This window comes from uncultured Campylobacter sp. (assembly GCF_938017705.1).
In the GTDB taxonomy this organism is placed as follows: Bacteria; Campylobacterota; Campylobacteria; order Campylobacterales; family Campylobacteraceae; genus Campylobacter_B.
In genome coordinates, this window is record NZ_CALIIS010000002.1 from 1 (window position 1) to 7,135 (window position 7,135).

Below are 7,135 nucleotides of genomic sequence, written 5' to 3' on the forward strand. Positions count from 1 at the left end.
AATTTTGAAATTTTAAAATTTTGAATTTACCGCAGCGAACCTGAATTGTAAATCGCACCGCGCCGATATGAAGCATTTGTAGTTGCGCGAGCGGGAGAAGCTACCGGAGTATTAGCTTGTCGTGTGTGGCGGCTGATTTGCAACACGAACGCCCATGTGCAATTTTGCATAGTCGCGGTTTGCGACTTTGCTATCGCGTGCCGAAAGCCGCCTTGTGCAAGAAGAATTCGTACTTAAAAGGTGGCGCGGGACGTGCTGTGCTTTACGGCGCGCCATCCCGCAGCGTGCATTGCAAAAGCCGCCCTATGTGCGAGAATAAAATTCGCGCCGCGCGTCAAAGACGCACGATCGCACTGCGTGCCAAAAGACGATGCGTGGTCGTGCCGTACGCTTTTTAAAAGGCGGTGCCACGATCGGCGCCGTACGCCGCGGGCGCGATGCGAGGTTTGAGCCTCACGTGGCAGACGAAGCATGCACAGCACACGTAAATGCGAATAAATTTTAAAACGGAGAGATGATTGAAAACCGATAAATGGCTATATTACTTCACCTGCGCGCTCATTACGATCGGCATGATATTTTCGCTGTCGTTGAGCTCATATACGGTGCTTCTGCTGGGCACTACGCCGCTACATTTTTTTTATCGCCAGTGCGCGGTGGGGATCGCGTGCATCGCGGTGATGTGGATCGTCTCGCGCGCCGATCCCGATAAATGCCTAACGCCGGTGTGCATGTCGCTTTTTGCGATAATGGGGATTTTGATGCTCGCGATGGGCTTTTTACCCAAATCCTTGGTCGCCGACGTAAACGGCGCGGCGCGCTGGATCAGACTGCCGTTTTTTAACCTCGCGCCGGTGGAATTTTTCAAAGTGGGCTTTATCTACTTTTTGGCGTGGAGCTTCTCGCGCAAGCTCGATCACTCCAAAAAAAGCATCGGGCGCGAGATCGCGACGCTGCTTCCTTACGTAGCGCTTTTCGGCTTCGTGGTGATCCTAGTCGCTATCGTGCAAAACGATCTGGGGCAGGTCGCGGTGCTGGGGCTTACGATGATTTTTATGTCGCTTTTTGCGGGCACGAGCTTCAAGCTCATCGGCTTTAGCTTTATGGGGATTTTGGGGCTTGCTTACGTTTTTATCGTCACGAGCGCGCACAGGGTCGATCGCGTGCGCTCGTGGTGGGGCGGCGTGCAGGATTTCGTGCTGTCGTTTATGTCGCCCGAAACTGCCGCAGGGCTGCGTATAGAGGACGCTAGCGCGCCGTATCAGGTCGGACACTCGCTAAATGCGATAAACAACGGCGAGTTTTTCGGGCAGGGACTTGGGCTCGGGAGCTTTAAGCTAGGCTATCTGAGCGAGGTGCATACCGACTTCGTGCTCGCAGGCATCGCCGAGGAGTGGGGGTTCGTCGGGATTTTGCTTATCGTGGCGCTATTTTATGCGATGCTCTTTCGCATCTTTCAGACCGCGAGTAAGTCGCCAAATAACGTAAATTTCCTCTTTTGCCTGGGTATCGGTTTTATGTTTTTCTTTTCGTTCATCATCAACTCCTACGGCATCACGTCGATCTCGCCGGTCAAGGGCATCGCCGTGCCGTTTCTAAGCTACGGCGGCAGCCACCTGCTCGCGGCATCGTTTGCGGTGGGGCTCGTTTTGATGGCGTCGAAAAGGGCGAAATTTTAAAGCTTTTGTGGGTTTTGGGCGAGCGCCATTTAAATTTAGGCGTAAATTTAGAGCTGAATTTTGCGTTTGAAATTCTATGCCGAAGCGCGCCGAGGCTTAAATTTAGGCGTGAAATTTTATAAATTTAAAGGAAAAGTATGGTCATAGCAATCAGCGGCGGCGGCACCGGCGGGCATTTGATAATCGCTAAAAATTTAGCCGTCCGCCTTGCGAAGCAGGGCACCGAGACGATCTTTATCGGCTCAAACCGCGGGCAGGATCGCGCGTGGTTTGAAAATAGCGAGCTTTTTGCGCGCACCTATTTTCTGCAAAGCTCGGGCGTCGTCGATAAAAAGGGCTTTGCCAAGCTAGCCTCGCTGCTAAATATCCTGCGCCTCTCGCTTACGGCGCGTAAAATTTTAAAGCAAAACGGCGTCCGTGCGCTCATCAGCGTGGGCGGATACAGCTCGGCGCCCGCATCTATTGCGGCAATCCTTTCTCGCGTGCCGTTTTTTATCCACGAGCAAAACGCCGTTTGCGGGCGACTCAACCGCCTGCTGAGGCCCTTTGCGCGCGCGTTTTACAGCTCCTATGAAAAGCCCGCGTTTGCTTATCCGATCGCAGATATTTTTTTCAAGACGGCGCGACCGCGCACGGCGCTTAAGAAGGTCATCTTTTTGGGCGGCTCGCAGGGGGCGAGCTTTATCAATTCGCTTGCCGTGGAGCTTGCGCCTAAGCTCTTGAACCTCGGCTACGGCGTGATCCATCAGTGCGGCGAGCGCGAGTTTGAGCGCATCTCGCAGACCTACGCGCAGCAGGGGCTTGACGTGCAGCTCGTGGGCTTTTGCAAAAACATGCACGAGCTCATCGCAAGCGCCGATCTTTGCGTCGGACGCAGCGGCGCCAGCACGCTGTGGGAGCTCTGCTCAAACGGCCTGCCCGCGATATTTGTGCCGTTTCCGTTTGCGGCGGCGGATCATCAGTTTTATAACGCGAAATTTCTTAAAGAGCGCGGACTTTGCGAAATTTTGCGCCAGCAGGACGCAAGCGGCGAGCGGATATTGAGCTTGATTGAGAGCTTCGACGTGGCGCGCGCAAGTAAAGGACTGCTTGAGCTCGCGGATCGAAACGGCGCGCAAGCGATTATTGGCGATGTGATGAGTAAAATTTAAAAGCGCGCGGATAGTATGAGCTTGCGTAAATTTAAGGCGATCTCTGCGCGAGACTTTAAATTTATAAACCGATTAAATTTGACTTTCTGTGTTTGTGTAAATTTAACGCGGCGCTTGGGTTTGAATAAAAATTTGAATTTTGTATGCTTGCTGAGCAAAGGACATCTTTTGATTCGCGCAAATTTAAACTCGCAAACGCAGCCATGCAAAAGTGCATTGAGCCGTGAAATTATCTGCGCCTAAAGCTGATTATCGCATCATCGTTTTCTTGTTGATATTTTTCAAACAGAGCCTGATATCTTTGCGATTTTGCCGGATCATTGGAATAAATTCCCACTAGAAAATAGCACGCCTCCGCAAATCGCAACTCGCACGATCGCTCAAAGTATCGCGTACCCGTTTCTTTGTCATCGTCGTCAAAATACGCGACGTAACCGAACATAAAGCAGCCTTCGCCATTGCCGAGCTTACATGCTTTTTTATACAGTTTTCTACCCTCTTGCGAATCTCTATCTTCGTAGCCTGCGAGTCTCGTGCAGCTTTCGCCGCCGTTAAGCTCGTAACAGCCTTTTTTAAGCAGATCTTTGGCGCCATCTTGCGAAATTTCGCCATTTAATAGCAGCAGGCTCGAAAGTACGGCGCAGGCATCGCCGTCTCCGCCGTCGCAATCTTCGCGAAATCTTACGGGATTTTTCATTTTTAAAGTGCCGTCTTTGGTGCGAATAGAAATTTCTTTAGGATTTTTGTTTACGGCTTCGTTTGCTTGATTGGTCGGAATTCGAGTTTCATTTAAAATCTCCGTGCGAAAAGGTGCCTTTATCGCTATAAAGACCGCGACTATACATACGACGACGAGAGGGAGTATTTTCGGCGTAGAGCGATTTTCGTGCGGAGTGCGGAGATCTGCGTCTTTGATCGATTGTTTGTCTCTTGCGGTAGCGACGGAGGGCTTAGGGCTCGGTTTTTTGCTTAAATTTGCGGCCGAACCTGCGCCTGATTTTTCGGCCAAATTTGCGGCAGCATCCGTATCCATATCTGCATTAGAACTTGTCTCGCAGACATTTTCACTTGAGCTTTTTAAATTTTTGCTCCGCTTTTCTCTCAGCTCATTTATGCGTTGTATGATTTCTTCGTTATTCAAATGAAATCCTTTTTGCTCGATAAATTTTTGTTTTAGTCAAACGCCCGTTTTTATCATAAAAATCGCATCGGAATCGAGAGGAATTATATCATTTTGTTTTGAATTTTTCAAAAAACGACGACTAAAAAGAATTTGTAAATTTAGCGCAGCCGCGCCGTCAAATTCGGATCGGTTTTTGCTGTATAATCCACAGCCGGGTTTAAATTTCATATACTTCGAGCGCGCGTAAATTTACAAAACTTGATAGGATTCATATCAAGTTTATTTATTCTACTCTTGACAAGATTAGCACTCCATGATATAATCTGCCAAAATTTTTAAAAAGGATCGTATAATGGCAAAGAAAAAATTTAAGACCGAAGTGAATGATCTGCTAAATTTGATGATCCATTCGCTTTATTCAAACAAGGAGATTTTCCTGCGCGAGCTTATCTCAAATGCAAGCGACGCGCTAGATAAATTAAACTACCTAAGCCTTACGAACGACGATTACAAGGCGCTTTCGTATGTGCCGCGCATCGATATAAAGATCGACAAAGAGGCCAAAACGCTAAGCATTGGCGACAACGGCATCGGCATGGACGAGGCCGAGCTCGAGAGCAATCTAGGCACTATTGCGCGCAGCGGTACGAAGGGCTTTATGGCGAGCCTTAGCGGCGATGCGGCGAAGGATAGCAACCTCATCGGGCAGTTCGGCGTCGGGTTTTATTCGGCGTTTATGGTTGCAGATCGTATCGAAGTTATCAGCCGCAAGCCTCTCTCGCAGGATGCCTTTAAATGGAGCAGCGACGCGAGCAACTACGCGATCGAAAAAGCGCAAAAAGAGGACTTCGGCACGACGATAATCCTGCATATGAAAGATGAGGAATTTTTGGACGGCTACAGGCTCGAAGGCATTATCAAAAAATACTCCAACCACATCCCTTACCCGATCTTTATGGATAAAGAAGAATACATTCCTGCGCAAAAAGAGGGCGAGCAGGGACATAGCGAGGTTAAAAACGTCCAGATCAACCGCGCGAGCGCGCTTTGGCAGCTGCCAAAAAGCAGCCTAAAGCCTGGCGATTACAATGAATTTTACAAGCAGATCAGCCACGACAGCGGCGATCCGCTGTTTTACATCCACACCAAGGCCGAGGGTACGCACGAATACACGACGCTCTTTTACGTGCCGAGCAGCGAGCCTTTCGATCTATACCGCGTCGATTATCAAAGTGGCGTGAAGCTCTACGTCAAGCGCGTTTTCATCACCGACGACGCCAAAGAGCTGCTGCCTAGCTACCTGCGCTTCGTACGCGGCATAATGGACGTCGAGGATCTGCCGCTAAACGTAAGCCGCGAAATTTTGCAAGAAAATCGAATTCTAGCCTATGTCCGCGAACAGAGCATCAAAAAAATTCTATCCGAGCTAGAAAAGCTTTTGCAAAGCGATCGCGAAAAATACATAAAATTTTACGAATTATTCGGCAAGGTTTTGAAAGAGGGGCTTTACGGCTTCGGCGCAAACAAAGAGGAAATTTTAAAGCTTTGTCTTTTCAAATCAAATCTGCGAGACGGCCTCATCACGCTTAGCGAGTATAAGGAGAAAATGAAAGAGGGTCAAAAAGAGATCTATTACATCGCGGGAAACAGCGCCGCGATGCTTAAAAGCTCGCCTCTGATCGAGAAATTTAACACCGAGGGCACGGAGGTGCTACTCTGCGACGATGAGATCGATACGATCGTGATGCCGGGCGTTTTTGAGTTTGATAAGACGCCGGTTAAAAATGCGACTTCGATCAAGCAGGATGCTTCGGAGGGCGATGTCGCGACGCCGCAAGCCAAAGAGATCGCCGCGAAGATCAAAGAAATTTTAGGCGAACGCGTCAAGGACGTTAAAATTTCATCGCGTCTAAGCGGCTCGCTTTCCTGCCTTGTTTTTGACGAAAACGATCCCGATTTTGCGACGCAGCAGTTGCTTAAGCAGATGGGGAACCGCAATCTGCCGCCAATAAAGCCGATTTTGGAGATCAACGCAGATCACGAGATCATCAAAAAGCTGCAGGCCGATAAGCTGATGCTACCGCAAGTGTCTGAAATAATCTACGATCTGGCGCGCCTTAGCGAGGGGCAGGAGCTGGAAAATCCGAGCGAGTTTATCAAAAACGTAAACGAGCTGATCGCAAAGGCTCTGTAGATTATCTAAATTTAGAGCTTCTATCCGTTATCTAAATTCCGCGCGGCTGCATATATCTATGTGGCCGCGTTTTAAATTTAAAGAGAAATTTCTGCAGGCAAACTTCACGAGCTTTTTAAATTTTAAAATTTAAAAGCGGCGAAATTTCACCCTTTGATTTCGGTAAAATTCTATCCGGCGGCTCGGTTTGGCGTTTTAAAAATTTTGAGGTTTTGATCGCTTTTATCCGCGAGCCGAGGTTGGAGCGCGAGCCGAAGATATTCATAAAGGCAGGCGAGTCGTTCTTTGACATCATGCCCTCGAAAAACTCCTTCGCACCGCCCGCGTGCCCGTAAGCGCACTCTAAAATTTTAAGTGCCTCGGCATCCGCTGCGACCTCTTGCGAGCGCGAGAACTTGCTGTTTGCCGCAGCCGAGGCGTATGATGAAATTTTATCATCAGAATATCAGCGAGACCACGAGAGCGCTGCCTATGCTTTTGGCGTGGTCGCGGCGCTGAAGTGCGACAGCTCGTGCGACGCGGTATGTATGAGGTCGGCAACAACCCCGACGGAGGCACCGCCTACAAGCTCATCCATACCGCAGTAGTCCCTCTAGCGGTCAAGACGGGCACCGCGCAGGTAGTAGGCATCTCGCAGACCACCAAAAAACGAATGAAAGAGGCCGATATGGACTACTTCCACCGCTCGCACGCCTGGATGACTAGCTTCGGGCCTTACGACAAGCCGCAATACGCCGTAACCGTGCTCGTAGAACACGGAGGCGGCGGCGGAAGCGCGGCAGGTCCAGTGATAATGCAAATCTACGAAAAGCTCGTCCAGATGGGCTACATTGATGCCAACGCAACTACTAGCAAAGACAGCGCAAAGAAAACGAAGTAGGCGGAATTTTAAAATTTTAGAATTCTGCCCGTGCTTCATGGGCTTTAAATTTTGAAATTTAGCAAGCCTTTGCGGGTTTGAAATTTTAAAATTTATCCGCTTCCGTAA

Annotated in this window: 5 protein-coding genes and 1 pseudogene; 4 read left to right on the forward strand and 2 right to left on the reverse strand. The window is 49.3% G+C overall.

Annotation, left to right across the window (positions count from 1 at the left end):
- Positions 1 to 518: 518 nt before the first annotated feature.
- Together Q0605_RS00040 and Q0605_RS00045 are read left to right on the forward strand one after the other, a co-directional pair.
- Positions 519 to 1,679, forward strand: coding sequence for an FtsW/RodA/SpoVE family cell cycle protein (locus Q0605_RS00040; RefSeq protein ID WP_298703153.1), 1,161 nt, complete (start codon positions 519 to 521; stop codon positions 1,677 to 1,679).
- Between the two features lie 137 nt (positions 1,680 to 1,816).
- Positions 1,817 to 2,830, forward strand: a complete 1,014-nt coding sequence (locus Q0605_RS00045) for a UDP-N-acetylglucosamine--N-acetylmuramyl-(pentapeptide) pyrophosphoryl-undecaprenol N-acetylglucosamine transferase (protein WP_298703155.1) — start codon at positions 1,817 to 1,819, stop codon at positions 2,828 to 2,830.
- A 229-nt stretch (positions 2,831 to 3,059) separates the two neighbouring features.
- Here Q0605_RS00045 and Q0605_RS00050 read toward each other — a convergent pair whose 3' ends face one another.
- The gene (locus tag Q0605_RS00050; protein WP_298703157.1) at positions 3,060 to 3,971 is read right to left on the reverse strand and encodes a hypothetical protein; all 912 of its coding nucleotides are present in this window, start codon (positions 3,969 to 3,971) and stop codon (positions 3,060 to 3,062) included.
- Positions 3,972 to 4,305: 334 nt separating this feature from the next.
- Here Q0605_RS00050 and htpG point away from each other — a divergent pair, with 334 nt between their 5' ends.
- Positions 4,306 to 6,147: a molecular chaperone HtpG gene (htpG, locus tag Q0605_RS00055; protein ID WP_298703159.1), complete on the forward strand. Its 1,842-nt coding sequence runs from the start codon at positions 4,306 to 4,308 to the stop codon at positions 6,145 to 6,147.
- Between the two features lie 115 nt (positions 6,148 to 6,262).
- Here the strand turns inward: htpG and Q0605_RS00060 are convergent, their stop codons facing one another.
- A complete protein-coding gene (locus Q0605_RS00060; RefSeq protein ID WP_298703161.1) occupies positions 6,263 to 6,442 on the reverse strand; it encodes a hypothetical protein in 180 nt (59 codons plus the stop codon).
- Positions 6,443 to 6,652: 210 nt separating this feature from the next.
- On the opposite strand from Q0605_RS00060, the pseudogene Q0605_RS00065 reads away from it, so the two are divergent.
- Positions 6,653 to 7,027, forward strand: a pseudogene (locus tag Q0605_RS00065) (penicillin-binding transpeptidase domain-containing protein); the annotation flags it as partial.
- Positions 7,028 to 7,135 lie beyond the last annotated feature (108 nt).

Coding starts and splice junctions, on each gene's coding strand:
- Q0605_RS00045 (WP_298703155.1), top strand. CDS start 1,817: ATGGTCATAGCAATCAGCGGCGGCGGCACCGGCGGGCATTTGATAATC.
- htpG (WP_298703159.1), top strand. CDS start 4,306: ATGGCAAAGAAAAAATTTAAGACCGAAGTGAATGATCTGCTAAATTTG.
- Q0605_RS00060 (WP_298703161.1), bottom strand. CDS start 6,442: ATGATGTCAAAGAACGACTCGCCTGCCTTTATGAATATCTTCGGCTCG.